This window comes from Halioglobus sp. Uisw_031 (genome assembly GCF_047729875.1).
Lineage (GTDB): Bacteria > Pseudomonadota > Gammaproteobacteria > Pseudomonadales > Halieaceae > Marimicrobium.
Window position 1 is genome coordinate 698285 of sequence record NZ_CP159826.1, and the last position, 25581, is coordinate 723865.

A 25581-nucleotide genomic window follows, 5' to 3' on the forward strand; every position below is an offset into this window, starting at 1 on the left:
AGCAGTTCGGCTTAGTTGTCTCAGCGTAAGGTTTAGGCCAGTAGCTCAATTGGCAGAGCAGCGGTCTCCAAAACCGCAGGTTGGGGGTTCGATTCCCTCCTGGCCTGCCATTTATTGGCGGGTACTGCGCCCGAGTGGGGCGCTGTCTAATGTGACAAGGTTGATTTGATGAGTGAGGAAACAACGGCGAATAGGTTTGACACGGTCAAGTGGGTCGTCGTAATTGCCCTGATTGCTGTGGCAGTGGTCGGCAATAGCTACTACTCAGACCAGTCGCTGCTGTACCGTGTGTTGGGTATTCTTGCTATTGCCGCGGTAGCTGGCATGGTCGCTTTGCAGACGGCTAAAGGTGTCGCTTTCTGGGCGTTGGTGAAAGGATCAAGAACGGAAATACGCAAGGTTGTCTGGCCTACAAGGCAGGAAACAGTGCAAACCACCATGATAGTGGTGGCATTTGTGTTGCTGGTGGCGTTGTTGCTCTGGGGTTTAGACGCATTCCTGAGCTGGCTGGTGTCACGTGCAATTGCTTAACAACGAAATAAGGGTTAACTGATGGCAATGCGCTGGTATGTAATTCATGCCTATTCGGGATATGAGAATAAGGTTGCCGCGGCGCTAAAGGAGCGTATCGAACTGCATCATATGCAGGATCGCTTTGGAGATGTGCTAGTGCCTACCGAAGAAATCGTGGAAATGCGCGGTGGACAGAAAAGGCGTAGTGAGCGCAAGTTCTTTCCTGGCTATGTGCTGGTTCAGATGGAGCTGGGCGATGATACCTGGCACCTGGTAAAGGAAACGCCTCGAGTTCTTGGATTCATTGGTGGTAAGGCAGACGCCCCTGCCCCGATTACCGAGAAGGAAGTAGCGGCAATACTGCAGCGAGTGGAAGATGGGGTGGAAGCACCTCGGCCCAAGACGCTGTTTGAGCCTGGAGAGATGGTGCGGGTTGTTGATGGCCCCTTTAATGACTTCAACGGTGTCGTCGAGGATGTTAACTACGAGAAGAGCCGTCTCAATGTAGCGGTATTGATATTTGGGCGGTCCACTCCGGTGGAGCTCGAATTTAGTCAGGTAGAGAAGGCCTGATTGAAAATGTAATTGTGCGGGGATGGTGGGTAATCATCCTCTTTATCAAATGGCGGCACAGCTGCCTTTATGGGGAGCTCTAGTAGGCCCAAACGGCCCAAACAGCGATTGTACCCGGGAGAAAAGATATGGCTAAAAAAGTTCAGGCTTATATAAAGCTGCAGGTGAAGGCCGGCCAGGCGAACCCTAGTCCCCCTGTAGGGCCAGCATTGGGCCAGCACGGCGTGAATATTATGGAATTTTGTAAGGCGTTCAACGCTGAGACCCAAAGCATGGAGCCCGGTCTCCCAATTCCAGTCGTGATTACGGTCTATGCTGACCGCTCATTTACTTTTATTAAGAAAACGCCACCGGCTTCCGTATTGCTGTTGAAGCTTGCCAATCTTAAAAAGGGTTCCGGTACGCCTAACACCCATAAAGTGGGGAAGGTGAACCGTGCGCAGTTGGAGGAGGTGGCTACGATGAAGTGGCCTGACCTCACTGCCGCTGACATGGACGCCGCCGTGCGTACCATTGCTGGCAGTGCCCGTTCCGCCGGTATTGACGTAGAAGGGGTGAAGTAAGATGGCCAAAATGTCCAAACGCGTTCGACTATTTAAAGAAAAAATTGACCCTCAGAAGGCCTACCCACTTGATGTGGCGGTTAAATTCCTGAAGGAATTATCCACCGTTAAGTTCAACGAGACGGTTGAGGTTGCAGTGAATCTGGGTATCGATTCCCGTAAGTCAGACCAGGCTGTGCGCGGTGCAACTACCCTGCCTTTCGGGACTGGTTCTGATGTTCGTGTCGCTGTTTTCGCTCAGGGTGATGCGGTCGAAAAAGCTAAAGCCGCTGGCGCTGATCTGGTCGGTATGGAAGATCTGGCAGAGCAAATCAAGGGTGGCATGATGGACTTTGATGTTGTCATTGCCTCTCCGGATGCCATGCGAGTGGTGGGTCAATTAGGTCAGGTCCTGGGTCCACGTGGCCTGATGCCAAACCCCAAGACTGGCACGGTAACGCCTGATGTTGAAACCGCAGTGAAGAATGCGAAAGCGGGTCAGGTGCGTTACCGCACAGACAAGAACGGCATCATTCACGGTGGTATAGGTAAGATTAATTTCGAGCTGGAAGCCATTCACGGCAATCTGGCAGCATTGATGTCTGATTTGAAGAAGGCTAAGCCTGCCTCATCGAAAGGTGTCTACATTAAAAAAATTAGCCTGAGTACCACGATGGGTCCGGGCATTACTATCGATCAGGTGTCGGTAGAGAGTTGATCGAGTCGCCCTCACAAGGGGCGGTTCCTCAAAACCCTTCAGGGAAGGAGGGTGTTGTAGATTGGCATCGATATCTACGGATTCGATCCAGTCCACTTTGAGGTCTTTAGACAAGGCGCCGGGCGTTTAACCCATTTAGCTGAGAACTGAAGGCCATCAAAGACCGTAGGTGCCAAAGCCGAAGTAGTCCTTCAGTGGCGGCTTAATCACGGCAAGTCTTTCGGGGCGCGCCATAGCCTACGCAGATGGTGAACATGTTCACCACGCACAAGCAGTGTTGACATAGAATTGTCGACATTTAAATGTGCCGGCCAGAAGCAATATTATTGTTTTAGGGCGGTACAAACTTAGCAATCCAGGAGTAACTCCAGTGGCAATAGGACTCGAAGACAAGAAAGCGATCGTAGCTGAAGTTAACGAGACTGCCACCAGTGCACTGTCCCTGATTATCGCCGACTCACGTGGCGTGACTGTGGATGGAATGACGGCATTGCGCCAAAAAGCGCGTGAAAACCAGGTGACTCTCCGTGTCGTGCGGAACACCCTGGCTAAGCGGGCGCTGGCAGGGACCGAGTACGAGTGTGTCAACGACATTCTCTCCGGTCCCTCCCTGTTCGGATTTTCAATGGAAGATCCAGGCGCAGCAGCTCGAATTTTCAAAGACTTTGCGAAAGCAAATAAAGACTTTGAAGTAAAAGCATTGGCGGTAAGTGGCCAGATGCTGGGTGCAGATCAGTTGGATGTTCTGGCTAAGTTGCCTACGCGTGATCAGGCACTCTCAATTTTGATGAGTGTTATGAAGGCGCCGGTAACAAAGCTGGTCCAGACAATGAACGAAGTACCTGGGAAACTGGTTCGCACACTCGCAGCAGTACGCGATCAGAAAGAGACAGCGGCGTAAGCCTCTGTTTGTGGATAACTAATCAGCTAAATAGGAGATATGAGTCATGGCTCTGTCTAAAGATGATATTTTGAATGCAGTTGCCGATATGAGCGTCATGGACATCGTGTCGCTCATCGAAGCAATGGAAGAGAAGTTTGGCGTTACTGCAGCAGCAGCTGTAGCCGCTGCGCCGGCCGCCTCAGGCGGAGACGCTGGCGCTGCTGAAGAAGAGCAGACTGAGTTTGACGTTATTCTCACCGCAGCTGGTGAGAAGAAAGTAAACGTTATCAAGGTCGTTCGTGCGATTACCGGCCTGGGCTTGAAAGAAGCCAAGGGCTTGGTTGACAACGCGCCCTCCAGCATCAAGGAAGGTGCTCCCAAGGCGGAAGCTGAGGAAGTCAAAAAGCAACTTGAAGAAGCCGGCGGTTCTGCTGAACTCAAGTAAGGTTGAGAAGAGTCTGGCTTAGGCTGGATATGGCCAAGGCTGGTGAGCGCGGTGCTCGCCGGCCTTTTCCCACTTCAAGAAATGAAAATTTTTTAGGGTTGGTGCAGACTGTGCAGCAACCTTATTTTAGTTCTTTTAAGAGCTAGTTAATTGTCCGATAAGGCAATGAAAAGTTAATCACGCTGGGGAGTACTGATGGCATACTCGTACACTGAGAAAAAACGTATTCGCAAAGATTTCGGCGTTTTGCCGAAGGTAATGGATGTACCTTATCTGCTTGCGATCCAAATGGACTCTTACCGGAAATTCACCCAGCAGGGTGTTGCCCTTGATGCGCGGGGCGATTACGGTTTGCACGCTGCTTTCAAGTCAGTGTTTCCTATCGTCAGCTACAGTGGGAACGCAGCACTGGAATATGTCGATTACCGATTGGGCAAGCCTGTCTTTGACGTGAGCGAGTGCCAATCGCGTGGCGTAACCTACTCATGCTCATTGCGCGTAAAGGTCCGGTTGATCATTTACGACAAAGAGTCGTCTAACAAGACCATCAAGGACATCAAGGAACAGGAAGTCTATATGGGGGAAATCCCTCTGATGACCGACAACGGTACTTTCGTTATCAATGGTACCGAGCGAGTCATTGTCTCTCAGTTGCACCGTTCTCCTGGTGTGTTCTTTGATCATGACAAGGGTAAGACCCACTCATCAGGCAAGCTACTGTACTCAGCCAGGGTGATTCCTTATCGTGGTTCATGGCTTGATTTTGAGTTCGATCCTAAGGATCTTGTGTTTGTTCGTATTGATCGTCGCCGCAAACTCCCGGCGACAATTTTGCTGCGCGCACTCGGCTATGAGGCCGAAGAAATCTTAGAGATGTTCTACGACACCAATGTGTTCACTGTCTCCAAGAGCGGTAAGTATACAATGGCGCTGATCCCCGAGCGCTTGCGCGGCGATGTGGCGGCATTCGATATTAAGTCTGGAAAAAAACTCATCGTTGAGCAAGGACGTCGCGTTACTGCGCGCCATATTCGTGAGCTTGAAGAGGCGAAAATAAAGTCCCTTGAGATTCCTGAAGACTATTTGTTTGGCCGGTCTTTGGCTGAAAATGTCATCGATAAGAAAACGGGAGAGGTAGTTGTCGAGTGCAATACTGAAATCACTGCAGAGGTCATGGAGAAGTTAACAGAGGTTGGTGTCACCAAGATTAAAACCTTATATACCAATGAGCTCGATTGTGGTTCTTTTATCTCAGACACTTTGCGTCAGGACTCTACCCGAAACCAGCTGGAAGCTCTGGTTGAGATTTACCGCATGATGCGCCCAGGAGAGCCGCCAACGAAGGAGTCTGCTGAAAATCTCTTTCAGAATCTGTTCTTTTCTGCCGACCGTTATGACCTGTCCGCTGTTGGCCGCATGAAATTCAATCGCCGCCTTGGTCGAGAGGAAGTTATCGGAAGCGGAGTGCTTGATCGAATCGATATTGTAGAGGTTCTGAAGACTCTGGTAGGCATTCGCAATGGTAGAGGCATGGTCGATGACATTGATCATCTCGGTAACCGTCGGGTTCGCAGTGTGGGAGAAATGGCAGAGAACCAGTTCCGAGTCGGTCTGGTGCGAGTTGAGCGCGCGGTAAAAGAGCGTTTATCTATGGCAGAGAGCGAGGGCCTCATGCCGCAGGACCTTATCAATGCCAAGCCTGTTTCTGCTGCCGTTAAAGAGTTTTTTGGCTCTAGTCAGTTGTCTCAGTTTATGGACCAGAACAACCCCTTGTCAGAAGTGACACACAAACGGCGTGTATCTGCACTTGGGCCAGGTGGTTTGACGCGCGAGCGTGCCGGATTCGAAGTACGCGATGTGCATCCGACCCACTATGGTCGTGTGTGCCCTATTGAAACACCGGAGGGCCCGAACATTGGTCTCATCAACTCTCTGGCGACCTATGCACGCACCAACGATTATGGGTTTCTTGAAACGCCCTATCGTAAGGTAGTTAAGGGTAAGGTTACTGATGATATCGAGTTTTTGTCCGCGATTAATGAGGCTGAGCATGTTATTGCACAGGCGTCGGCGACGCTGGACAAGAACATGAAGTTTGTGGACGAGCTGATTGCGGTTCGTCACATGAGCGAGTTCACTGTAATGCCGCCAGAGCGTGTGGGCTATATGGATGTGTCGCCTAAGCAGGTCGTTTCAGTGGCAGCGGCTCTGATTCCGTTTTTGGAGCACGACGATGCTAACCGTGCCCTTATGGGGTCTAACATGCAGCGTCAAGCTGTGCCAACGCTTGTGGCTGACAAGCCCCTTGTCGGAACAGGGATGGAGCGCTATGTCGCAACGGACTCCGGTGTTTGCATGGTCGCAGAGCGGTCTGGAGTCATCGACTCTGCGGACGCTAGCCGTATTGTGGTTCGTGTTAATCAAAAGGACGTTGGTGTTGATGAGGCGCCGGTTGATATCTACAACCTGACCAAGTACACGCGGTCGAATCAGAACACCTGCATTAACCAGCGCCCTATCGTAAAAGAGGGTGATGCGATCGAGCGTGGCGACATTCTCGCCGATGGTCCTTCCATAGATCTGGGTGAGCTTGCGCTGGGACAGAATATGCGAATCGCATTTATGCCCTGGAATGGCTACAACTTTGAAGACTCGATACTGGTCAGTGAGCGAGTGGTAAAAGAAGATCGCTTTACCACCATTCATATACAGGAACTTACCTGCATCGCTCGTGATACCAAGCTGGGATCCGAAGAGATTTCGGGTGACATACCCAACGTCGGTGAGGGCGCTCTGTCTAAGCTGGATGAGTCCGGTATTGTTTATATCGGTGCCGAGGTTGAGGCGGGCGATATTCTGGTCGGAAAGGTCACGCCTAAGGGCGAGACCCAACTGACTCCCGAAGAAAAGCTTCTGCGTGCCATTTTTGGTGAGAAAGCGTCTGACGTCAAAGATACGTCACTACGCGTTCCGACCAGCGCTAAAGGGACCGTAATAGACGTTCAGGTCTTTACGCGAGATGGCTTAGAGAAAGATGCCCGCGCGCTGCAGATCGAGAAGCACCAATTAGACCAATACCGTAAAGATCTGAAAGAAGAATACCGGATCTTCGAGGAAGCTATCTTTGCTCACTTGGGAAGTACTCTCAAGGGTAAGAGCACGGTTAGCGGTGGCGGCTTTAGCAAGGGAACGACTCTAACGCCTGCGATGTTAGCCGAATTGGATCGAGACCAATGGTTCAAGTTGAAGCTGTCAGACGCCAAGGCGAATGATGCTCTAGTATCGGCTGAACGGCAGTTGGAAGAACAAAACAAACTTCTTGAAGATCGCTTTGAGGACAAAAGGGGCAAGTTGCAAAGTGGCGACGACCTGGCGCCTGGTGTGCTGAAGATTGTTAAGGTCTACTTGGCGATAAAACGCCGCATCCAGCCGGGTGATAAAATGGCCGGACGTCATGGTAACAAGGGCGTGATCTCGGTGATTATGCCGGTGGAAGATATGCCTTATGACGAGAACGGGGAGCCGGTCGATATTGTACTGAACCCATTGGGTGTGCCCTCGCGAATGAACGTAGGTCAGATCTTGGAAACTCACCTTGGCATGGCTGCCAAGGGCCTGGGTGACAAAATCAATGCCATGATTAAAGAGCAGCAAAAGGTGTCAGAGGTACGTAAGTTCCTTGAAGCTATCTATAACAATGGCGATGGTCGTATTGAGGACATCAAGTCCTTCAGTGATACCGACGTAATGGAGTTGGCAGCCAACCTTTCACAGGGTGTCCCTATGGCCACTCCGGTTTTTGATGGCGCGGCAGAGGACTCTATCAAACGATTGCTGAAGTTGGCGGACCTCCCTGAAAGTGGCCAGTTCACTTTGTATGATGGCCGCAGTGGCGAGGCCTTCGAGCGACCTGTGACAGTTGGGTACATGTATATGTTGAAGCTGAATCACCTGGTGGATGACAAAATGCATGCCCGATCAACTGGGTCGTATAGTCTGGTTACGCAGCAACCGTTAGGTGGTAAAGCACAGTTTGGCGGCCAGCGTTTTGGGGAGATGGAAGTCTGGGCATTGGAAGCTTACGGTGCGGCTTACACGTTGCAAGAGATGCTGACGGTCAAGTCTGATGACATCGCCGGGCGGACGAAAATGTACAAGAATATTGTTGATGGTGACCATCGTATGGAGCCGGGCATGCCCGAGTCTTTTAATGTGTTGGTTAAGGAAATACGCTCTCTGGCTATCGATATCGATCTCGAGAACGATTAAAAAAACATACCTATTGTACTTGGTGGCGGTGTATTGGATTTTCCATGCACCGCCTGGAAGTGAAAAACTCGCGGAGGAAACGCCTTGAAAGACTTACTTAATCTATTAAAGTCCCAGGGACAAAACGACGATTTCGACTCTATTCGTATTGGCTTGGCATCACCGGAGCTGATTCGCTCCTGGTCATTTGGCGAAGTGAAAAAGCCTGAGACTATTAATTACCGTACTTTTAAGCCAGAACGGGACGGCCTGTTTTGTGCCAAAATTTTTGGCCCAGTGAAAGACTATGAATGTTTGTGCGGCAAGTATAAGCGCCTCAAGCACCGTGGTGTTATTTGTGAGAAATGCGGTGTGGAGGTTGCGCTAGCCAATGTTCGCCGTCAACGCATGGGCCATATTGAGCTGGCTAGTCCTGTAGCGCATATTTGGTTCTTGAAGTCACTGCCGTCACGCATCGGTCTGTTGCTGGATATGACATTGCGGGATATCGAGCGCGTACTCTACTTTGAATCCTATGTGGTGACCGAGCCGGGGATGACAACGTTGGAGCAGAGCCAGTTGCTGTCTGATGAACAGTACTATGAGGCTATGGAAGAATTTGGTGATGAGTTCTCCGCCAAAATGGGTGCAGAGGCTATCCAAGACCTCATGATGCAGTTGGATCTAAAACACGAAATTGCGACCCTGCGTGAAGAGATCCCCATCACCAATTCAGAGACTAAGATCAAGAAGTTGTCCAAGCGCCTTAAGCTAATGGAAGCCTTCGCCGGCTCTGGTAATAAGCCCCAGTGGATGGTGTTGAATGTGCTTCCGGTACTTCCGCCGGATTTGCGTCCGCTGGTGCCACTGGACGGCGGTCGATTTGCGACGTCTGATTTGAACGACTTGTACCGCCGTGTCATAAACAGGAATAACCGATTGAAGCGTCTGCTCGATCTTAATGCGCCTGACATCATTGTGCGTAATGAGAAGCGAATGTTGCAGGAATCTGTAGATGCACTTCTCGATAACGGGCGTCGTGGTCGCGCGATTACTGGGTCGAACAAACGACCGTTGAAATCTCTCGCAGATATGATCAAGGGTAAGCAGGGTCGTTTTCGTCAGAACCTGTTGGGTAAGCGAGTAGATTATTCTGGTCGTTCTGTCATCGTGGTAGGTCCAACTCTCCGATTGCATCAATGTGGCCTTCCCAAGAAGATGGCCCTTGAATTGTTCAAGCCGTTTATTTTCGGCAAACTGGAAGCACGTGGTTTAGCGACGACAATTAAAGCCGCCAAGAAGATGGTGGAGCGGGAGCCTCCAGAAGTTTGGGATATTCTCGCTGAAGTCATTCGAGAGCACCCCGTCCTATTGAACCGGGCTCCGACATTGCACCGATTGGGCATTCAAGCCTTCGAGCCAGTGCTTATCGAGGGTAAAGCGATTCAGCTGCATCCACTGGTGTGTGCTGCTTACAACGCTGACTTTGACGGGGACCAAATGGCGGTGCACGTTCCGCTGACTATCGAAGCGCAACTTGAAGCGCGCGCTTTGATGATGTCCACCAACAACATACTATCTCCAGCAAGCGGAGAGCCCATTATTGTGCCCTCACAAGACGTGGTTCTTGGGCTTTACTACATGACGCGGGAGCGTGTGAATGCTAAGGGCGAGGGGATGGTTTTCGCCAATATCTCTGAAGTGCATCGCGCTTTCGTTGGCGGGCATGTCAACCTACATGCCCGTGTAAAGGTGCGCATTCATGAGGTGGAGAAGACCGACGAAGGCGAAACGAATGAAAAGACCTTTATTGCGGATACGACAGTGGGTCGCGCTCTCTTGTGGGAAATTGTGCCTGCTGGAATAGCGTTTGCCATGGTCAACCAGAATATGGTGAAGAAAGCGATTTCTAAAGTGATCAATCAGTGTTATCGCATGGTTGGCTTGAAGGCCACGGTGATCTTTGCTGACCAACTAATGTACACAGGCTACGAGTATTCGACGCGCTCTGGTGCATCGATTGGTGTGAATGACTTCGTTATTCCGGAAGAGAAGGTCGCCCTGATCGATCGCGCCGACGCTGAGGTGAAGGAGATTGAGAATCAGTATGCTGCAGGCCTAGTAACTCAGGGTGAGAAGTATAACAAGGTGATCGATATCTGGTCTCGTGCGAATGACTTGGTGTCTAAGGCGATGATGGAAGGCCTTTCCATGGAGCCAGTGATCAATCGCGAAGGAAAGGAGGAGCAGCAGGCTTCCTTTAACTCCGTGTATATTTACGCAGACTCGGGGGCACGGGGTTCACCCGCCCAGATCCGTCAGCTGGCCGGTATGCGTGGTCTGATGGCCAAGCCGGATGGCTCGATTATTGAGACACCGATTACTGCCAACTTCCGTGAAGGCCTTAATGTATTGCAGTACTTTATTTCTACCCACGGTGCACGTAAGGGATTGGCTGATACGGCGCTCAAGACGGCTAACTCAGGATATCTGACGCGTCGTTTGGTCGATGTTGCGCAGGATCTGGTAGTGACGGAGGAAGACTGTGGCACTAGCTATGGTTTGTTAATGGCACCCGTTATTGACGGTGGCGACATCATCGAGTCATTGGGTGATCGTGTCTTGGGGCGTCTTGTCGTAAAAGATGTGATAAGGCCTGGTACTGAGGATGAGATTGCTATCACTGCTGGCACCATGCTTGATGAGTTATGGATTAAGCGACTCGAAGAAATGGGTATTGACGAAATTGAGGTTCGGTCTCCGATCACCTGTGAAACTCGTCACGGTATTTGTTCAGCCTGTTATGGTAGAGATTTGGCGCGTGGGCATCGAATCAACATGGGTGAAGCAGTCGGTGTTGTGGCTGCGCAGTCCATTGGTGAGCCAGGGACTCAGCTGACTATGCGTACCTTCCACATCGGTGGCGCAGCGTCAAGAGCGACCGCACAGGACAACATCGAGGTTATGAACGATGGAGTCGTGCGGTTGCACAATTTGAAGACTGTTGAGCGAATCGATGGTGATTTGGTTGCTGTTAGTCGTTCAGGTGAGCTGTCGGTGCTGGATGTTCGTGGTCGTGAGCGTGAGCGATATAAGCTTCCCTACGGTGCTCTGTTGAAGGTCAAGGATAACCAAGAAGTGAGCAAGGGCTCAAGGGTTGCCAGCTGGGACCCCCACACTCACCCGATCATTACCGAGGTGGCTGGAACGATCAAGTTCAGCGGCATGGAAGAGGGCATTACTATTAGGCGTCAGACAGATGAATTAACTGGTCTGTCCAGTATCTCTGTCATGGATGCTGGAGAGCGTCCTCTTGCTGGTAAGGATATTCGTCCGGCTATTACTCTGGTAGACGGTAAGGGCAAGGAGCTTTGTCTGGCCAATACCAATGTGCCAGCCCACTACTTCCTGCCGCCTGATGCTCAGGTCAGCATAGAGAACGGTGCCAAGATAAACACTGGCGATATCATTGCCCGTATCCCGCAGGAGAGTTCCAAAACTCGTGATATTACCGGTGGTCTACCGCGTGTTGCTGACCTGTTCGAGGCACGTAAACCTAAGGAACCGGCGATCTTGGCAGAGATTTCAGGGACTGTCAGTTTTGGTAAGGAAACCAAAGGCAAGCGGCGTCTAGTGATTACGCCGACCCAAGGCGAGACGTTGGTAGACGGTTCAGATCACTATGAAGCTCTGATCCCCAAGTGGCGTGTTATGTCTGTGTTTGAGGGTGAGAACGTAGAGAAGGGTGAAGTTGTCTCCGAAGGTGCTCCTAGCCCGCATGACATCCTGCGCCTGAAAGGCATTAAAGAACTGGCCAAGTACATCGTCAATGAGATACAGGAAGTCTATCGTTTGCAGGGTGTAAAGATTAACGATAAGCACATTGAAGTTATTGTTCGTCAGATGTTGCGTAAAGTGATTATCACCTCTTCTGGGGATTCGAACTTGATTAAGGGAGAGCAGGTGGAATATACGGCTCTACTTGAAGAGAACGAGCGCTTGATGGCCGCAAACTTGGTGCCTGCTGCGGGTGAGCGAGAGCTCCTGGGTATCACCAAGTCATCCCTTGCAACCGAAAGCTTCATCTCCGCAGCCTCTTTTCAGGAGACGACCCGTGTCCTCACAGAAGCGGCGGTTACTGGCAAGCGTGATTACTTGCGAGGTCTTAAGGAGAACGTGGTCGTCGGGCGTCTTATTCCAGCGGGTACAGGACTGGCCTATCACGCCGAGCGAAAGCGTGTGCGCGCCAGTGAGGATGAGAACAAGATAATGGTGTCAGCTCAGGAAATCGAAGCCGCGTTGACAGAAGCGCTTCAGGCTGACGATTAACGAAGTGAGTCACCTAATGTGACGGGGAGGAGAGCGGCAGTTCTCAGCCCCTTTAATTGTATTAAGCGGCACGACTGGTCTAAATTGTAGGCTGCGGGTCTAGTTTGTTAGTTGATTGACGCTGTGTAGTTCGCGAATTTCGTGGAATCGGTCGCCTGCCCTGAGCGGGTTGACTCCTATACGCAGCGTCTATAGAATGCCGCCTCCTCTTTCTGGAGGTGGGTTCCTGCGGACTAGAGATTTAGTTGACAGGATGTCCTTTGCAGGACTTGAGGTCGGCCATAACGGTCATGAGAAGTAACTATATTTGGAGTTTTAAATAGATGGCAACGGTCAACCAATTGGTTCGTAAGCCTCGGAAACGGAAAGTAGAGAAGAGTGGTGTGCCTGCTTTGCAGAGCTGTCCGCAGCGCCGTGGCGTCTGCACCCGCGTTTATACTACTACACCGAAGAAGCCAAATTCTGCACTGCGCAAGGTTTGCCGTGTGCGTCTGACTAATGGTTATGAGGTTTCCTCATATATCGGCGGTGAGGGCCACAACTTGCAGGAGCACAGTGTGGTATTGATTCGCGGTGGCCGCGTAAAAGACTTACCGGGTGTGCGTTATCACACGGTACGTGGCAGCTTGGATACCTCTGGAGTCGCTAACCGTCGCAACGGTCGCTCCAAGTATGGCACCAAGCGACCCAAGTAATCGAGCTTTACGAGCGTAACGACACTAACGATATAAGTAAGGCCGAACCTCTGCCTCCCCCGCATTTGTTGCAGGTTGGTGTTCGGGTAACCTGAAGAGAGAGTATATAGCATGCCTAGAAGACGAATAGTTGCCAAGCGAGAAATACTGCCGGATCCGAAATTCGGCAACGTGACTCTGGCAAAATTTATGAACCACGTCATGGAAAGTGGAAAAAAATCTGTTGCGGAGACCATCGTATATGGTGCTTTGACAATCGTTCAGGAACGTCTGAATAAAGATCCTATAGAAGCATTCGATGAAGCACTAGAAAATATTGCACCTATGGTGGAAGTAAAAGCTCGCCGTGTGGGTGGTGCTACCTATCAGGTCCCCGTCGAAGTTCGTACGTCTCGTAGAGTCGCATTGGCTATGCGTTGGTTGGTGGAGTACGCGCGTAAGCGTGGTGAGAAGTCCATGCGCCAGCGCCTTGCCGGGGAAATCATCGATGCGTCTCAGGGCAAAGGTAATGCCGTGAAGAAGCGTGAAGATGTGCACCGTATGGCAGAAGCTAACAAGGCTTTTTCGCACTACCGTTTCTAACTCTTTTCGCCCTACAACTTTATTATTGGGGATCTAATCGTGGCACGTAAAACTCCTATTAGCCGGTATCGTAATATTGGCATCTGCGCGCATGTGGACGCGGGTAAAACAACCACCACTGAACGCGTATTATTTTACACTGGCCTTTCTCACAAGATAGGTGAGGTGCACGATGGTGCAGCTACCATGGACTGGATGGAGCAGGAGCAAGAGCGCGGTATTACGATTACTTCAGCCGCAACAACCTGTTTTTGGAAGGGTATGGATGCCCAGTTTGAAGACCATCGTATTAATATCATCGACACGCCTGGGCACGTAGACTTTACTATTGAGGTAGAGCGTTCGTTACGTGTTCTAGATGGCGCTGTAGTCGTACTGTGTGGTTCATCCGGCGTACAGCCTCAGACTGAGACAGTTTGGCGGCAGGCAAATAAATATGAAGTGCCGCGCATGGTGTTCGTGAATAAGATGGATCGTGCGGGCGCAGATTTCCATATGGTGGTGAGTCAGCTTAGAGATCGGCTTGGCGCTGTTGCAGTGCCTATTCAAATGACTATAGGCGCCGAGGAAGACTTTAAGGGCGTTATCGATCTCGTGAAGAACAAGGCCATCCTTTGGAGCGAAGCTGATCAAGGTATGAGCTTTGAGTACGCAGACGTCCCGGAAGATATGGTTGAGCAGGTCGCAGAAATGCGTGAGTTCATGATTGAAGCGGCAGCAGAAGCCAACGATGAGTTCATGGAGAAGTACCTCGACGGAGGAGAGCTCTCTGAGGAGGAAATCAAGCAAGGGATTCGGGCGCGCACGCTAGCCAATGAAATTATCCCTGTGCTGGGTGGTTCTGCCTTTAAGAACAAAGGTGTTCAGGCAATGCTTGACGCCGTGATCGACTACATGCCGTCTCCCACTGAGGTCAAGGCGATTCAGGGAACCCTGCTAGATAAGGACAGCACGGTTGCTGTTCGTGAAGCGGATGACGATGCTCCCTTTGCGGCATTGGCTTTCAAGATAGCCACAGACCCTTTTGTAGGTACACTGACTTTTTTCCGTGTTTATTCGGGAAAACTGGAGAGCGGTACCGGTATTTATAACTCAGTCAAAGAGAAAAAAGAGCGGGTTGGTCGTATGGTGCAAATGCACGCCAACAGCCGTGAGGAAATCAAAGAAGTACGAGCGGGCGACATTGCCGCTGCAATTGGCCTGAAAGATGTGACTACTGGCGATACGCTGTGTGACTTGGACAAGCCGATTGTACTTGAGCGTATGGTGTTTCCTGAGCCGGTGATTTCGGTAGCGGTTGAGCCGAAGTCTAAGCCCGATCAGGAGAAGATGGGCGTTGCGCTGGGTAAGCTGGCTCAGGAGGATCCGTCGTTTCGGGTTCGGACCGATGAAGAGTCTGGCCAGACCATTATCTCTGGAATGGGTGAACTGCACCTGGACGTTCTGGTCGACCGCATGCGTCGTGAATTTAGCGTAGAGGCCAATATTGGTAAGCCCCAGGTCGCTTATCGTGAGGCGATTCGCAACACGTCGGAGATTGAAGGTAAATTTGTTCGTCAGTCTGGCGGTCGTGGTCAGTACGGGCATGTTTGGGTCAGGTTCGAGCCATCGGAAGATGGCAACGCTGAAGGGCTAGAGTTCGTCAATGAGGTCGTCGGTGGCACCGTTCCTCGTGAGTACGTTCCAGCCGTTCAGAAAGGGATTGAAGAGCAGATGAAGAATGGGGTCTTGGCGGGCTACCCTCTGCTTGGGCTAAAAGCCACACTGTTCGATGGGTCTTTTCACGATGTGGATTCTAATGAAATGGCATTCAAGATTGCCGCTTCCCTGGCGACCAAGAAATTAGCTCAAAATGGTGGTGCGGTGCTACTTGAGCCCATCATGGCGGTTGAAGTCGTTACACCTGAGGAAAACATGGGCGACGTGGTCGGCGACCTCAACCGTCGTCGCGGTCTTATTGGCGGTATGGACGAGAGCTCAATGGGCAAAGTCATTACCGCAGATGTGCCCTTGGCGGAAATGTTCGGTTATGCAACTGATCTGCGGTCAGCGACCCAGGGTAGGGCGACCTACACCATGGAATTTGCTAAGTATGCAGAGGCTCCGAATAATATTGCGCAAGAAATTATTTCCAAAAACCAAACCAACTGATATTGAGCTATCTCACAGAGGTGAATAAAAGTGTCAAAAGAAGCATTTGAGCGTAGTAAACCCCACGTTAACGTTGGCACCATTGGTCACGTTGACCACGGCAAGACAACACTGACAGCGGCACTGACCAAGGTCTGTGCGGACACCTGGGGTGGACAGGTTGTCGGTTTTGACGGTATTGATAACGCCCCTGAAGAGAAGGCGCGCGGTATCACCATTTCGACGTCTCACGTGGAATACAATTCGCCGGAGCGTCACTATGCTCACGTGGATTGCCCGGGTCACGCTGACTATGTCAAGAACATGATTACTGGTGCGGCGCAGATGGATGGCGCGATTTTGGTGTGTGGAGCGACTGATGGCCCTATGCCACAGACGCGCGAGCACATTTTGCTGTCCCGTCAGGTCGGCGTTCCGTTCATTGTTGTCTTTTTGAACAAGGCTGATTTGCTGGCAGAAGACTGCGGCGGTGCTGAGTCTGAGGAATTTGCTGAGATGAAGGAACTGGTTGAAATGGAGCTACGTGAGCTTCTTGACCAGTATGATTTCCCGGGAGACGACACGCCAATCATCTGTGGTTCTGCGCTGATGGCGTTGAATGGGGAAGATGACCATGAGTTGGGTGTGACTGCGGTCAAGACCTTGGTTGAGACGCTTGATTCGTTCATTCCTGAGCCGGTGCGTGCGATTGAGCAGCCGTTCCTGATGCCGGTAGAGGACGTATTCTCTATTTCAGGCCGTGGTACGGTCGTTACTGGCCGTGTTGAGCGTGGCATTGTGAAGGTGGGTGAGGAGATCGAGATTATCGGTATCCGCGACACTCAAAAGACGACCTGTACGGGTGTTGAGATGTTTCGCAAGCTTCTCGATGAGGGGCGTGCGGGCGAGAATGTGGGTGTATTGCTGCGCGGTACTAAGCGCGAAGATGTCCAGCGTGGTCAGGTGCTGGCGAAGCCGGGTTCTGTCAATCCGCACACGATGTTTGAGGCTGAGGTTTACATTCTCTCTAAGGAAGAGGGAGGCCGTCATACGCCATTCTTTAAGGGTTACCGACCACAGTTTTACTTCCGTACCACGGATGTGACAGGTGCGTGTGAGTTGCCTGAGGGTGTTGAGATGGTAATGCCGGGTGATAACGTTCAGATGGTTGCGACGTTAATGGCACCGATTGCGATGGAAGAAGGTCTTCGTTTTGCGATTCGTGAGGGTGGCCGTACTGTTGGCGCCGGTGTTGTCGCTAAGATTATTGAGTAATGTCTTGATGACAGGCTAAATCGAAGGGCCCGGTATTTGCCGGGCTTTTTTGTGGGTGAAGCGTTTTATTATTGGGTATTGTGGCGAGAGCTGGCGCTGTTGGCTGCACTAGGGGCGCTCTGATGGTTGCAGCTCTGCCTTCCCGCTGCTCCCTAGAGAGTTCCGCTCAGCTCAATAACCGCGGTTAAGCTCAGAAAGCTGCTCATTAAGCGTAAGAAAATCGTAGAGGACGCCAATCGCCACTATCACGGCGAAAGGTGGGAAGGCGACTGCTAGCAAAGTAAGCCCAAGGTATAACAACCCGGTAAAAACTTTGCCCATATAAAAGCGATGGACTCCGAAGACACCCAGAAAGGTTAGCAATATCCACGTCAGGTTGTAATTGACCGGCCCAGGGATAAAACGGCGTTCCGCCTCCCGCTCCATCGATGGAATCAGGAATAGATCGATGAACCAGCCGATAAAGAAAAGCCCGAGGGTGAAAAACCAGATGACACCCGTAATCTGTTTCCCGTAATAAAAGCGGTGTGCACCAATAAAGCCAAATATCCATAATAGGTAGCCTAGAAGCATTGAATGTGTGCGCTGACCTTGTTCCATGACCTTTTCCTAAAAAAGAGCTTTCGCAGGCGTCCATGTTCGACGTTGCCGGCATACACGTCAAGTCGAGGATACACAGGTAGGATTTGGTCTCAGCAGCGCATTTGACCGTCCGGCGCATTGGGCGGCCGGTAAACGTCGTGTCTTATGCCAAACTTAGGCAGACCTTTTGGTTATAGAGGGCCACCCCGGGCCAGTTTGCAAGTGTGTGTAATTAAATCCACGTCACGCTTGACAGAACCCGGGTCCGTCATTAGAATTCGTTTTCCTTTTTCGGGGGGCTCCATTGCGACCCTCTGGCTTTTTTTGCTGTTTGGAGTTCAATTAGGTGCAAAGTCAACGTATTCGAATTCGCCTCAAGGCTTTTGATCATCGACTGATAGACTCGTCTACTCAGGAAATCGTGGAGACGGCACGCCGCACCGGTGCGCTCGTTAAGGGCCCAATCCCTCTTCCTACAAGGAAGGAAAAGTTTACTGTGTTGATTTCACCGCACGTGAACAAGGACGCTCGTGATCAGTACGAAATCCGTACCCACAAGCGTATGTTGGATATTGTAGAGCCTACGGAAAAAACCGTTGATGCTCTCATGAAGCTCGACCTGGCAGCAGGTGTAGAAGTACAAATTAGTCTTGGTTAACAATAAGTTATAGCAAGACCTGCTTGGAGCAGGAGCTCCGAGTGTGTAACGCCTAGCAATGGGCGGCCATAGAGGGTTCAGCCCCGTACACTGAGAGGTTAGTAAAATGGCTATTGGTTTAGTCGGTCGTAAGTCCGGTATGACGCGTGTTTTCACTGAAGACGGCGTTTCAGTTCCTGTAACCGTAGTGGAGGTATCTCCAAACCGCGTTACTCAAGTCAAAGATCTCGATAGCGATGGCTATCGAGCAATTCAGGTTACTGCGGGAGCTCGCAAGGCTTCAAGAGTCAGTAAATCTCAGGCTGGTCAGTTTGCTAAAGCGGGCGTAGAGGCGGGTACAGGCCTTTGGGAGTTCCGTTTGAGCGAGGCCGATGAGGCGCCTGAAGTTGGTTCTAATTTGACCGTTGAGCGGTTCGAGGTAGGTCAAAAGGTTGATGTGGCTGGAAAATCCAAAGGTAAGGGTTTTCAGGGCGTCATCAAGCGCTGGAATTTCTCGATGCAGGACGCTACACACGGTAATTCACTGTCGCATCGTGCTCCTGGCTCGATTGGTCAGTGCCAGACGCCCGGTCGTGTATGGAAGGGCAAGAAGATGTCAGGTCACATGGGTGCTGTGAACGTCACGATTCAAGGGCTAGAAGTTGTCCGAGTTGATGTAGATCGGAACTTGTTACTTATCAAGGGTGCCATACCTGGTGCACCCGGCGGTGACGTGTTTGTTCGTCCCGCAGTCAAAGCTTAAGGTTAGGGGGTCTCTAACGTGGAATTAAGTGTATTAAAGTCAGGTAGCAGTGAAGCGGGTTCCGTCTCGGTCTCCGATGTTACTTTTGCGCGTGAATACAATGAAGACCTGGTTCACCAAGTGGTAACAGCCTATATGGCTGGCGCCCGTCAGGGTACTCGTGGCCAGAAGAATCGGGCGGCGGTAAGCGGTGGCGGTAAGAAGCCATGGCGACAAAAAGGCACAGGCCGTGCTCGCGCGGGAACTATACGCTCCCCCATTTGGCGCGGTGGAGGTGTAACCTTCGCGGCTCAACCGCAGGATCACGGTCAGAAAGTGAATCGCAAAATGTACCGTGCCGCTATGCAGTCAATTATGTCCGAGCTGGCGCGCCAAGATCGTCTGATGGTTGTAGAAAGTTTGGATTTGGAAGCACCTAAGACCAAGCTTTTGGTAAAGCACCTCAGTGAATACGGCGTAGAAAACGTACTGATTGTGTCTGCAGAAGTCGATGAAAATCTGTATCTGGCGGCCCGAAATCTGCATGCAGTAGATGTGCTTGATGTGGAAGGTGTTGACCCGCTGAGCCTGATAGGGCATGACAAGGTAATGATCACTGTCGACGCAGTGAAGAAATTCGAGGAGATGTTGGGATGAACCAGGAGCGCATATTTCAAGTGCTGATAGGCCCGCATACTTCCGAGAAGGCTACCATCATTGCGGATTTGAGTAATCAATATGTATTCAAGGTCGCTATCGATGCATCTAAGCTGGAAGTTAAGAAGTCGGTTGAGCAGCTTTTCAAGGTCAAGGTTGTCAACGTGAATACCTTGAGAGTGAAGGGTAAAGTAAAGCGTAACAAGAACGGTTACAGCACCAAATCGACTTGGAAAAAAGCGTATGTCAAGCTGGAGCAGGGTCATGACATCGACTTTGCACTGGCGGATTAAGGAGCAGTAGCGAAATGGCAGTTTTAAAGAGTAAGCCCACCTCCCCCGGTCGTCGCCATGTCGTCCGAGTGGTAAGTGATGATCTTCACAAGGGCGCCCCGTATGGGCCGTTGTTGGAAAATCAGACGAGGAATGGCGGCCGAAATAACAATGGGCGGATTACAACCCGTCACGTCGGTGGTGGCCACAAGCAGCACTATCGGATAATCGATTTTAAACGCAACAAGGATGCCGTTCCTGCAAAGGTTGAGCGTCTGGAGTATGACCCGAATCGTACAGCGCACATTGCCCTGCTATTGTTTGCTGACGGAGAGCGCCGCTACATCATCGCGCCCAAAGGCGTGAAGTCAGGGGATGTTCTTCAATCAGGGGCCGCTGCACCGATTAAAGCAGGTAACTGTTTGCCCCTGCGTAATATCCCTGTTGGTTCAGTGTTGCATTGTATTGAGTTGAAGCCTGGTAAAGGCGCGCAGATTGCGCGTTCCGCTGGTGCCTCTGTTCAGCTTGTGGCGCGTGAAGGTCAATATGCCACTTTGCGCTTGCGCTCCGGTGAAATGCGCAAAGTATTGGCTGATTGCCGAGCAACACTGGGCGAAGTCTCTAACTCAGAGCACAATTTACGTAAGTTAGGTAAGGCTGGCGCTTCTCGTTGGCGCGGTGTCAGGCCCACTGTTCGTGGTGTCGCGATGAACCCGGTAGATCACCCCCATGGTGGTGGTGAAGGGCGCACCTCAGGGGGCCGTCATCCAGTGAGTCCGTGGGGTACTCCTGCGAAAGGTTACAAAACGCGTAAGAACAAGCGCACTGATAGTTTGATTGTCCGCCGTCGCGGTAAGAAATAAATTCGCTTGTTAGAGCAAAGAGACTAGAGGAAGACATTGTGCCGCGTTCACTGAAGAAAGGCCCGTTTATCGATCTTCACCTGATGAAGAAAGTTGAAGCTGCGATAGAGAGCAATGACCGTAGACCCATCAAGACCTGGTCGCGGCGCTCTATGGTATCACCCGATATGGTTGGGCTGACTATCGCCATCCATAACGGCCGTCAACATATACCGGTCCTTGTGAATGAAGACATGGTCGGGCATAAACTTGGGGAGTTTGCGGTAACGCGTACTTTCCGAGGACATATCGCGGACAAGGCGACCAAGCGTTAGACGCTTATCTGTAGCGAGGCATAGAAAATGGAAGTAGCAGCAAAATTGAAAGGCGCACAGATTTCGGCGCAGAAGGTTCGCCTTGTTGCGGATCAGGTGCGCGGTCTGCGTGTAGAAGAGGCCCTCGGGCTACTCGAGTTCAGCTCTAAGAAAGCGGCTCATATCGTCAAGAAATTACTCGACTCAGCGATAGCTAATGCTGAGAACAATGAAGGTGCAGACGTCGATGAGTTAGCGGTGTCCAGCATTTTTGTAGACGAAGGTATGACTATGAAGCGTTTGCGGCCTCGAGCTAAAGGGCGTGCGGATCGGATTTTAAAGCGCAGCTGCCATGTCACTATAAAAGTTGCAGATAGCTACCGCTAAGTTTAGGAGAAGATTAAATGGGTCAGAAAGTACATCCAACCGGTATACGACTAGGGATTGTCAAAGATCATACATCGATCTGGTATGCCGAAAACAAGAATTACGCCAAGCAGCTGATCACTGATCTGCAGACGCGAGCCTATATTGAGAAGGCTCTGGACCACGCATCGGTTAGTCGCATCGTGATCGAGCGGCCAGCGCAGACAGCTCGCATCACTATTCACACTGCCCGACCAGGTATTATTATTGGTAAGAAAGGTGAGGATGTCGATAAGCTGCGCAAAGATCTTACGAAGAGAATGGGCGTACCTGTCCACATTAATATTGAAGAGATTCGAAAGCCGGATCTGGATGCAAAGTTGGTGGCGCAAAATGTTGCGCAACAGCTAGAACGTCGAGTGATGTTCCGTAGAGCCATGAAGCGCGTAGTGCAAAATGCAATGAGGCAAGGTGCTGAGGGTATCAAGGTTCAGATTGGGGGCAGATTGGGTGGAGCAGAAATTGCTCGTTCCGAATGGTATCGGGAAGGGCGAGTGCCTTTGCACACGTTGCGCGCGGATATAGATTACGCCACGTATGAAGCTGCAACGACCTACGGCATTCTGGGTGTGAAGGTTTGGATTTTTAAGGGCGAAGTTATTGGCACTGAAGGCCAAGTTGACGGCGCCAAGAAGACAGCAACTAATTAAGGGTTACGCAGATGCTTCAACCAAAGCGTACGAAATTTCGCAAGATGATGAAGGGTCGCAATCGCGGTCTAGCTGAGCGCGGCAGCAAAGTTAGTTTCGGCGAATACGGGTTAAAGGCCGTAAGCCGTGGTCGTCTCACGGCGCGCCAGATTGAGGCAGCACGTCGAGCAATGACTCGTCATATCAAGCGCGGCGGGAAAATCTGGATTCGCGTGTTCCCTGACAAGCCGATAACCGGTAAGCCTTTAGAAGTGCGTCAGGGTAAAGGTAAAGGTAATGTAGAGTACTGGGTAGCTCAGATTCAGCCCGGTAGAGTGCTTTATGAGCTCCAGGGTGTTTCTGAAGAGATGGCGCGGGAAGCTTTTGCGTTGGCGTCAGCTAAGATCCCAATCGCGACACAATTTGTTAAACGGACGGTGATGTGATGAAAGCTAGCGAATTACGTGCAATGTCTGGCGACGACCTGGGTAAGACACTGCTGACGCTGCGCGAAGCGCAGTTTAAGATGCGTATGCAGAAGGCGACCGGGGAGTTGGGGCAAACTCACTTTCTGCAACAGAACCAACGAGATATTGCTCGTGTGAAGACTTTACTCACTGAAAAGGCGGGTGGCTAGGATGTCGGTAGCAGAGAAGCGTGTAAGACTTGCAACGGGCAAAGTTGTGAGCAATAAGATGGACAAAACAATAACTGTCCTGATAGAGCGGCGGGAGAAGCATCCTGTTTACGGCAAATATATGACGCGTTCTTCAAAAATTCATGCGCATGATGAAAGCAACCAATGTGGCGTTGGCGATACTGTTACTGTTGCAGAATCCCGCCCTCTTTCCAAAACGAAGACTTGGAAATTGTTAGAAGTAGTTGTGAGTGCGTCTTAGGTCTGACCTAGATACAAGCAGTTAGAGGTTCGCGGCACGTCCGCAGTGGGAGTAGAAGATGATTCAGACACAGTCGTATTTGGAAGTCGCTGATAACAGCGGTGCTCGCAGAGTGATGTGTATCAAGGTGCTCGGTGGATCTAAGCGTCGTTATGCACGTGTAGGAGACCTTATTAAGGTAACGGTTAAGGAAGCGATTCCCCGTGGCAAGGTCAAGAAAGGGCAGGTGATGACTGCGGTTGTTGTCCGAACTAGAAAGGGTGTACGCCGTCCGGACGGGTCGCTTATCAAGTTCGATGATAACGCAGCGGTTCTTTTGAATGCACAGGACGCCCCTATAGGTACGCGTATATTTGGTCCGGTAACACGGGAATTGCGTGGTGAAAAGTTTATGAAGATTATTTCCTTAGCCCCGGAAGTTATCTAGGCCGCTGGATAGGTATAGGTAGAAGCAATGTTAAAGATTAAGAGCGAAGACGAAGTGATTATCCTGGCCGGCAAGGACCGGGGTAAGCGTGGAAAAGTGCGCAAGGTACTGGATAACAATAAGGTCATTGTGTCTGGAATCAATATGGTGAAGAAGCATACCAAGGCTAATCCCGATGCGGGAGTGGCTGGGGGTATTATAGAAAATGAAGCCGCGATACAGATATCTAACGTGGCGATATTCAACCCGAGTACTGCTAAGGCTGATCGAGTAGGTATAAAGGTAGATGGAGATCGCAAGGTCCGAATTTTTAAATCCAGTGGTGAGGAGATCGACGCATAGGCTCTCAGGGGCTTAGTGGTCGACAGGTAGAAGACATGGCAGCGTTGAAAGACAAGTACAAAAGCGAAATTGTTCCTCAATTGAAGGAGGAACTGGGCTTAGCCAATGTGATGGAAGTCCCGCGCATTACCAAGATCACACTGAATATGGGCGTGGGAGAGGCTTTGGGCGACAAAAAAGTGTTGGAAAACGCAGTCGCTGATATGGAGAAGATCTCGGGTCAGAAGGTTGTTGTAACCAAGGCTCGCAAATCAATCGCGGGCTTTAAGGTTAGAGACGGCTGGCCGATTGGCTGTAAGGTGACACTGCGCTCTGAGCGCATGTATGAATTTTTGGATCGGCTGGTTAGCATAGCCATTCCACGTGTCCGAGATTTTCGAGGCGTGAGCGCCAAGTCTTTCGACGGGCGAGGTAACTTTGCTATGGGTATAACCGAGCAAATTATATTTCCGGAAATCGAGTACGATAAAGTTGACGCATTGCGTGGTATGGACATCACGATTACCACCTCAGCTCGTACGGATGATGAAGGTCGAGCACTTCTGCGCGCTTTCAACTTCCCACTTAAGGATTAAGAGGCTTTATAGATGGCAAAAAAATCAATGATTGCGCGCGAGAAAAAGCGTACGCAGACTGTAGCGAAGTACGCGGTAAAGCGTGCGTCACTGAAGGCGATTTTGGGCGATACAATGGCCTCTGACGACGACAAGTGGGATGCGCAGGTTAGATTGCAAAAACTGCCGCGTGACGCTAGTCCAGTCCGCCAGCGGCGTCGCTGTGCGATTACCGGTAGGCCGCATGGGGTCTATAGGAAATTTGGCCTTTGCCGAAACAAGTTGCGTGAAGCCGCAATGCGTGGCGACGTGCCAGGTTTGGTTAAATCGAGCTGGTAGCCGGAAAATTGGTTTACGGAGATTAATTGATTATGAGTATGCAAGACCCCCTAGCAGATATGTTGACCCGCATTCGTAACGCACAGATGGCGGGTAAAGAGCGTGTTGAAATGCCTGGCTCGAAGTTAAAGGCGGCCGTGGCCAAAGTATTACAAGATGAGGGATATGTTGATAGTTTTAGCGCGACCGTAGAGGCAGGCAAGCCCCGCCTAGCGATTGAGTTGAAATATCATCTGGGCAAGCCAGTTGTTGCGGAAATAGATCGCATCAGTCGGCCTAGCTTGCGTCGATATTCGGGCAGCGGCGAGCTGCCTTCGGTGCGTGCCGGTCTGGGCGTCGCCATTATTTCGACCTCGCGCGGTGTAATGACCGACCGAGCAGCTCGCGCGGCTGGTATCGGCGGCGAAGTACTTTGTACTGTTTACTAAATCCTGTTTTGAGTTAAAGAGTATTTCTAAATGTCTAGAGTCGCAAGAGATCCAATCCAGCTTCCCAGCGGTGTAGAGGTCAACCTCAATGGTAGCGATGTCACTGTAAAGGGTACCAAAGGTACGCTGGCAGTTTCGCTTTCAGAAGGTATCCACTTCACCCAGGATGACGGTGTTATTACGTTTGCATATGACAACCCAAAACTGGGTGCCATGGCCGGAACAACACGTGCACTGGTAAACAATATGGTCAAAGGCGTAAGCGAGGGCTGGGAGAAAAAGCTGGTGCTAAATGGCGTAGGCTATCGGGCCAAGGTTAATGGGGATGTTGTCAATCTGACAGTGGGACTTTCTCATCCAGTGAATTACCAGCTGCCAAGCGGTGTTTCTGCTCAGAGTCCTACTCCAACCGAAGTGATTTTACAGGGTATTGACAAGCATGCGGTCGGACAGGCCGCAGCCGAACTTCGCAGCTTTCGCCCTCCAGAGCCTTATAAAGGCAAGGGTATCCGCTACGCTGATGAGTTTGTTCGTCGTAAAGAAGCCAAGAAGAAATAG

30 protein-coding genes and 1 tRNA gene are annotated in these 25581 nt (G+C 51.0%); 30 read left to right on the forward strand and 1 reads right to left on the reverse strand.

The window, feature by feature from the left end; genetic code table 11:
* The first annotated feature begins 34 nt into the window (after positions 1-34).
* From ABXT62_RS03175 to tuf, 13 genes are all read left to right on the forward strand, one after another.
* Positions 35-110: transfer RNA gene (locus tag ABXT62_RS03175), tRNA-Trp, on the forward strand.
* Between the two features lie 58 nt (positions 111-168).
* Positions 169-531 (forward strand): preprotein translocase subunit SecE, encoded by a 363-nt coding sequence (gene secE / locus ABXT62_RS03180; protein ID WP_415357097.1) that lies wholly within the window; start codon positions 169-171, stop codon positions 529-531.
* Positions 532-552: 21 nt separating this feature from the next.
* A complete protein-coding gene (gene nusG, locus ABXT62_RS03185; protein WP_415357098.1) occupies positions 553-1086 on the forward strand; it encodes a transcription termination/antitermination protein NusG in 534 nt (177 codons plus the stop codon).
* Positions 1087-1214: 128 nt separating this feature from the next.
* Positions 1215-1649, forward strand: a complete 435-nt coding sequence (gene rplK, locus ABXT62_RS03190; RefSeq protein WP_415357099.1) for a 50S ribosomal protein L11 — start codon at positions 1215-1217, stop codon at positions 1647-1649.
* A gap of 1 nt (position 1650) precedes the next feature.
* Positions 1651-2346 (forward strand): 50S ribosomal protein L1, encoded by a 696-nt coding sequence (gene rplA / locus ABXT62_RS03195; protein WP_415357100.1) that lies wholly within the window; start codon positions 1651-1653, stop codon positions 2344-2346.
* Positions 2347-2716: 370 nt separating this feature from the next.
* The gene (gene rplJ / locus ABXT62_RS03200) at positions 2717-3247 is read left to right on the forward strand and encodes a 50S ribosomal protein L10 (RefSeq protein ID WP_415357101.1); all 531 of its coding nucleotides are present in this window, start codon (positions 2717-2719) and stop codon (positions 3245-3247) included.
* Between the two features lie 46 nt (positions 3248-3293).
* Positions 3294-3674: a 50S ribosomal protein L7/L12 gene (rplL, locus tag ABXT62_RS03205; protein ID WP_415357102.1), complete on the forward strand. Its 381-nt coding sequence runs from the start codon at positions 3294-3296 to the stop codon at positions 3672-3674.
* 195 nt (positions 3675-3869) lie between these two features.
* Positions 3870-7943, forward strand: a complete 4074-nt coding sequence (gene rpoB, locus ABXT62_RS03210) for a DNA-directed RNA polymerase subunit beta (protein WP_415357103.1) — start codon at positions 3870-3872, stop codon at positions 7941-7943.
* A gap of 84 nt (positions 7944-8027) precedes the next feature.
* Positions 8028-12251: a DNA-directed RNA polymerase subunit beta' gene (rpoC, locus tag ABXT62_RS03215; RefSeq protein ID WP_415357104.1), complete on the forward strand. Its 4224-nt coding sequence runs from the start codon at positions 8028-8030 to the stop codon at positions 12249-12251.
* Between the two features lie 323 nt (positions 12252-12574).
* On the forward strand, positions 12575-12946 hold the full coding sequence (gene rpsL, locus ABXT62_RS03220) for a 30S ribosomal protein S12 (protein WP_415357105.1): 372 nt from the start codon (positions 12575-12577) through the stop codon (positions 12944-12946).
* Between the two features lie 111 nt (positions 12947-13057).
* Positions 13058-13528, forward strand: a complete 471-nt coding sequence (gene rpsG / locus ABXT62_RS03225; protein ID WP_415357106.1) for a 30S ribosomal protein S7 — start codon at positions 13058-13060, stop codon at positions 13526-13528.
* Positions 13529-13567: 39 nt separating this feature from the next.
* Positions 13568-15679, forward strand: coding sequence for an elongation factor G (gene fusA, locus ABXT62_RS03230; RefSeq protein ID WP_415357107.1), 2112 nt, complete (start codon positions 13568-13570; stop codon positions 15677-15679).
* A 30-nt stretch (positions 15680-15709) separates the two neighbouring features.
* Entirely contained in the window at positions 15710-16933 is a 1224-nt protein-coding gene (tuf, locus tag ABXT62_RS03235) for an elongation factor Tu (RefSeq protein ID WP_415357096.1), read from the forward strand.
* Between the two features lie 171 nt (positions 16934-17104).
* On the opposite strand, the gene ABXT62_RS03240 is transcribed toward tuf, so the two are convergent.
* On the reverse strand, positions 17105-17533 hold the full coding sequence (locus tag ABXT62_RS03240; protein WP_415357108.1) for a TM2 domain-containing protein: 429 nt from the start codon (positions 17531-17533) through the stop codon (positions 17105-17107).
* A gap of 328 nt (positions 17534-17861) precedes the next feature.
* On the opposite strand from ABXT62_RS03240, the gene rpsJ reads away from it, so the two are divergent.
* The 17 genes from rpsJ (at position 17862) to rplF (ending at position 25581) form a co-directional block, all read left to right on the forward strand.
* The gene (rpsJ, locus tag ABXT62_RS03245) at positions 17862-18173 is read left to right on the forward strand and encodes a 30S ribosomal protein S10 (RefSeq protein ID WP_415357109.1); all 312 of its coding nucleotides are present in this window, start codon (positions 17862-17864) and stop codon (positions 18171-18173) included.
* Between the two features lie 106 nt (positions 18174-18279).
* Positions 18280-18915: a 50S ribosomal protein L3 gene (rplC, locus tag ABXT62_RS03250; RefSeq protein ID WP_415357110.1), complete on the forward strand. Its 636-nt coding sequence runs from the start codon at positions 18280-18282 to the stop codon at positions 18913-18915.
* An 18-nt stretch (positions 18916-18933) separates the two neighbouring features.
* Positions 18934-19551 (forward strand): 50S ribosomal protein L4, encoded by a 618-nt coding sequence (gene rplD / locus ABXT62_RS03255; RefSeq protein ID WP_415357111.1) that lies wholly within the window; start codon positions 18934-18936, stop codon positions 19549-19551.
* A complete protein-coding gene (rplW, locus tag ABXT62_RS03260) occupies positions 19548-19844 on the forward strand; it encodes a 50S ribosomal protein L23 (RefSeq protein WP_415357112.1) in 297 nt (98 codons plus the stop codon). The genes rplD and rplW overlap by 4 nt, the downstream gene beginning before the upstream one ends.
* 14 nt (positions 19845-19858) lie before the next feature.
* Complete coding sequence (gene rplB / locus ABXT62_RS03265) at positions 19859-20686, forward strand: 50S ribosomal protein L2 (RefSeq protein ID WP_415357113.1); 828 nt, start codon at positions 19859-19861, stop codon at positions 20684-20686.
* Positions 20687-20724: 38 nt separating this feature from the next.
* On the forward strand, positions 20725-21000 hold the full coding sequence (gene rpsS / locus ABXT62_RS03270; protein WP_415357114.1) for a 30S ribosomal protein S19: 276 nt from the start codon (positions 20725-20727) through the stop codon (positions 20998-21000).
* Between the two features lie 27 nt (positions 21001-21027).
* Positions 21028-21366, forward strand: a complete 339-nt coding sequence (rplV, locus tag ABXT62_RS03275; RefSeq protein WP_415357115.1) for a 50S ribosomal protein L22 — start codon at positions 21028-21030, stop codon at positions 21364-21366.
* Positions 21367-21383: 17 nt separating this feature from the next.
* Positions 21384-22055, forward strand: coding sequence for a 30S ribosomal protein S3 (gene rpsC, locus ABXT62_RS03280; RefSeq protein WP_415357116.1), 672 nt, complete (start codon positions 21384-21386; stop codon positions 22053-22055).
* A gap of 11 nt (positions 22056-22066) precedes the next feature.
* Complete coding sequence (gene rplP / locus ABXT62_RS03285; protein ID WP_415357117.1) at positions 22067-22480, forward strand: 50S ribosomal protein L16; 414 nt, start codon at positions 22067-22069, stop codon at positions 22478-22480.
* Positions 22480-22671 carry a 50S ribosomal protein L29 gene (gene rpmC / locus ABXT62_RS03290; protein ID WP_415357118.1) on the forward strand — a complete coding sequence of 64 codons (192 nt, stop codon included), beginning with the start codon at positions 22480-22482 and terminating at the stop codon, positions 22669-22671. Before rplP ends, rpmC begins: the two co-directional genes overlap by 1 nt.
* A gap of 1 nt (position 22672) precedes the next feature.
* Positions 22673-22933 carry a 30S ribosomal protein S17 gene (gene rpsQ / locus ABXT62_RS03295; protein ID WP_415357119.1) on the forward strand — a complete coding sequence of 87 codons (261 nt, stop codon included), beginning with the start codon at positions 22673-22675 and terminating at the stop codon, positions 22931-22933.
* Positions 22934-22991: 58 nt separating this feature from the next.
* A complete protein-coding gene (gene rplN, locus ABXT62_RS03300; protein ID WP_415357120.1) occupies positions 22992-23360 on the forward strand; it encodes a 50S ribosomal protein L14 in 369 nt (122 codons plus the stop codon).
* A 27-nt stretch (positions 23361-23387) separates the two neighbouring features.
* On the forward strand, positions 23388-23702 hold the full coding sequence (rplX, locus tag ABXT62_RS03305; protein WP_415357121.1) for a 50S ribosomal protein L24: 315 nt from the start codon (positions 23388-23390) through the stop codon (positions 23700-23702).
* A gap of 35 nt (positions 23703-23737) precedes the next feature.
* Positions 23738-24277, forward strand: a complete 540-nt coding sequence (gene rplE, locus ABXT62_RS03310; protein WP_415357122.1) for a 50S ribosomal protein L5 — start codon at positions 23738-23740, stop codon at positions 24275-24277.
* Positions 24278-24289: 12 nt separating this feature from the next.
* A complete protein-coding gene (gene rpsN, locus ABXT62_RS03315) occupies positions 24290-24595 on the forward strand; it encodes a 30S ribosomal protein S14 (protein ID WP_415357123.1) in 306 nt (101 codons plus the stop codon).
* Between the two features lie 32 nt (positions 24596-24627).
* A complete protein-coding gene (gene rpsH, locus ABXT62_RS03320; protein ID WP_415357124.1) occupies positions 24628-25023 on the forward strand; it encodes a 30S ribosomal protein S8 in 396 nt (131 codons plus the stop codon).
* Positions 25024-25053: 30 nt separating this feature from the next.
* Positions 25054-25581, forward strand: coding sequence for a 50S ribosomal protein L6 (rplF, locus tag ABXT62_RS03325; protein ID WP_415357125.1), 528 nt, complete (start codon positions 25054-25056; stop codon positions 25579-25581).

Excerpts from the sequence above, each read along its gene's own strand:
- secE (WP_415357097.1), top strand. The coding sequence starts at position 169 with ATGAGTGAGGAAACAACGGCGAATAGGTTTGACACGGTCAAGTGGGTC.
- nusG (WP_415357098.1), top strand. The coding sequence starts at position 553 with ATGGCAATGCGCTGGTATGTAATTCATGCCTATTCGGGATATGAGAAT.
- rplK (WP_415357099.1), top strand. The coding sequence starts at position 1,215 with ATGGCTAAAAAAGTTCAGGCTTATATAAAGCTGCAGGTGAAGGCCGGC.
- rplA (WP_415357100.1), top strand. The coding sequence starts at position 1,651 with ATGGCCAAAATGTCCAAACGCGTTCGACTATTTAAAGAAAAAATTGAC.
- rplL (WP_415357102.1), top strand. The coding sequence starts at position 3,294 with ATGGCTCTGTCTAAAGATGATATTTTGAATGCAGTTGCCGATATGAGC.
- rpoB (WP_415357103.1), top strand. The coding sequence starts at position 3,870 with ATGGCATACTCGTACACTGAGAAAAAACGTATTCGCAAAGATTTCGGC.
- rpsL (WP_415357105.1), top strand. The coding sequence starts at position 12,575 with ATGGCAACGGTCAACCAATTGGTTCGTAAGCCTCGGAAACGGAAAGTA.
- rpsG (WP_415357106.1), top strand. The coding sequence starts at position 13,058 with ATGCCTAGAAGACGAATAGTTGCCAAGCGAGAAATACTGCCGGATCCG.
- ABXT62_RS03240 (WP_415357108.1), bottom strand. The coding sequence starts at position 17,533 with ATGGAACAAGGTCAGCGCACACATTCAATGCTTCTAGGCTACCTATTA.
- rplC (WP_415357110.1), top strand. The coding sequence starts at position 18,280 with ATGGCTATTGGTTTAGTCGGTCGTAAGTCCGGTATGACGCGTGTTTTC.
- rplW (WP_415357112.1), top strand. The coding sequence starts at position 19,548 with ATGAACCAGGAGCGCATATTTCAAGTGCTGATAGGCCCGCATACTTCC.
- rplB (WP_415357113.1), top strand. The coding sequence starts at position 19,859 with ATGGCAGTTTTAAAGAGTAAGCCCACCTCCCCCGGTCGTCGCCATGTC.
- rplV (WP_415357115.1), top strand. The coding sequence starts at position 21,028 with ATGGAAGTAGCAGCAAAATTGAAAGGCGCACAGATTTCGGCGCAGAAG.
- rpsC (WP_415357116.1), top strand. The coding sequence starts at position 21,384 with ATGGGTCAGAAAGTACATCCAACCGGTATACGACTAGGGATTGTCAAA.
- rplP (WP_415357117.1), top strand. The coding sequence starts at position 22,067 with ATGCTTCAACCAAAGCGTACGAAATTTCGCAAGATGATGAAGGGTCGC.
- rpmC (WP_415357118.1), top strand. The coding sequence starts at position 22,480 with ATGAAAGCTAGCGAATTACGTGCAATGTCTGGCGACGACCTGGGTAAG.
- rpsQ (WP_415357119.1), top strand. The coding sequence starts at position 22,673 with ATGTCGGTAGCAGAGAAGCGTGTAAGACTTGCAACGGGCAAAGTTGTG.
- rplN (WP_415357120.1), top strand. The coding sequence starts at position 22,992 with ATGATTCAGACACAGTCGTATTTGGAAGTCGCTGATAACAGCGGTGCT.
- rplX (WP_415357121.1), top strand. The coding sequence starts at position 23,388 with ATGTTAAAGATTAAGAGCGAAGACGAAGTGATTATCCTGGCCGGCAAG.
- rplE (WP_415357122.1), top strand. The coding sequence starts at position 23,738 with ATGGCAGCGTTGAAAGACAAGTACAAAAGCGAAATTGTTCCTCAATTG.
- rpsN (WP_415357123.1), top strand. The coding sequence starts at position 24,290 with ATGGCAAAAAAATCAATGATTGCGCGCGAGAAAAAGCGTACGCAGACT.
- rpsH (WP_415357124.1), top strand. The coding sequence starts at position 24,628 with ATGAGTATGCAAGACCCCCTAGCAGATATGTTGACCCGCATTCGTAAC.
- rplF (WP_415357125.1), top strand. The coding sequence starts at position 25,054 with ATGTCTAGAGTCGCAAGAGATCCAATCCAGCTTCCCAGCGGTGTAGAG.